This is a genomic window from Chromohalobacter beijerinckii (assembly GCF_023061185.1).
In the GTDB taxonomy this organism is placed as follows: domain Bacteria; phylum Pseudomonadota; class Gammaproteobacteria; order Pseudomonadales; family Halomonadaceae; genus Chromohalobacter; species Chromohalobacter beijerinckii.
On record NZ_JAKGAK010000057.1, the window covers coordinates 1 to 585 of the forward strand.

General features: G+C 57.6%; 1 protein-coding gene. It reads right to left on the reverse strand.

The features are described 5' to 3' along the window. Positions 1–585, reverse strand: a 585-nt coding sequence (locus L1075_RS15665) for an IS3 family transposase (protein ID WP_246942767.1), incomplete at both ends; no start/stop codon positions are given.

The following is a 585-nucleotide window of genomic DNA, read 5'->3' on the forward strand; positions in this document are numbered from 1 at the left end:
CCGAAAAAACTCTCCATGGCGGCATTGTCCAGACAATTCCCTTTCCGTGACATGCTGCGCAGTATCCGCTTCTCCGCCACCAGGCGACGATAGTTAGGGTGGCGGTAATGCCACCCCTGATCCGTGTGCAATAGAGGCCGATCATCCGGCCTTAGCCGGTCAAAGGCGCTCTTCAGCATATGCTTCACTAGGCCGAATACCGGGCGTGGCCCAGTCTGGAAGGCGATGATTTCGCCGTTATACAGATCCATGACCGGTGACAGGTAGAGTTTCTGGTCATTGACCTTGAATTCGGTGATGTCGGTCACCCAGCGTTGATTCGGCCCTTGAGCTTGAAATCGACGCTGTAGCGTATTGGGAGCGGCATAGCCCTCGACGCCGCGATAAGCTCGATATCGTTTGGGGCGAACGCGGGACTTCAAGCCCAGCTGCTGCATCAACCGCTGGACGGTCTTGTGGTTGACCGCCTCGCCTGCCTGGCGCAGCACAGCGGTGATACGGCGATAGCCATAGCGTCCCTTGTGGTGATCATAGATCGCCTGGATACGCGCCTTCAGAGGCGCATACAGATCGTCAGCCCTCAGG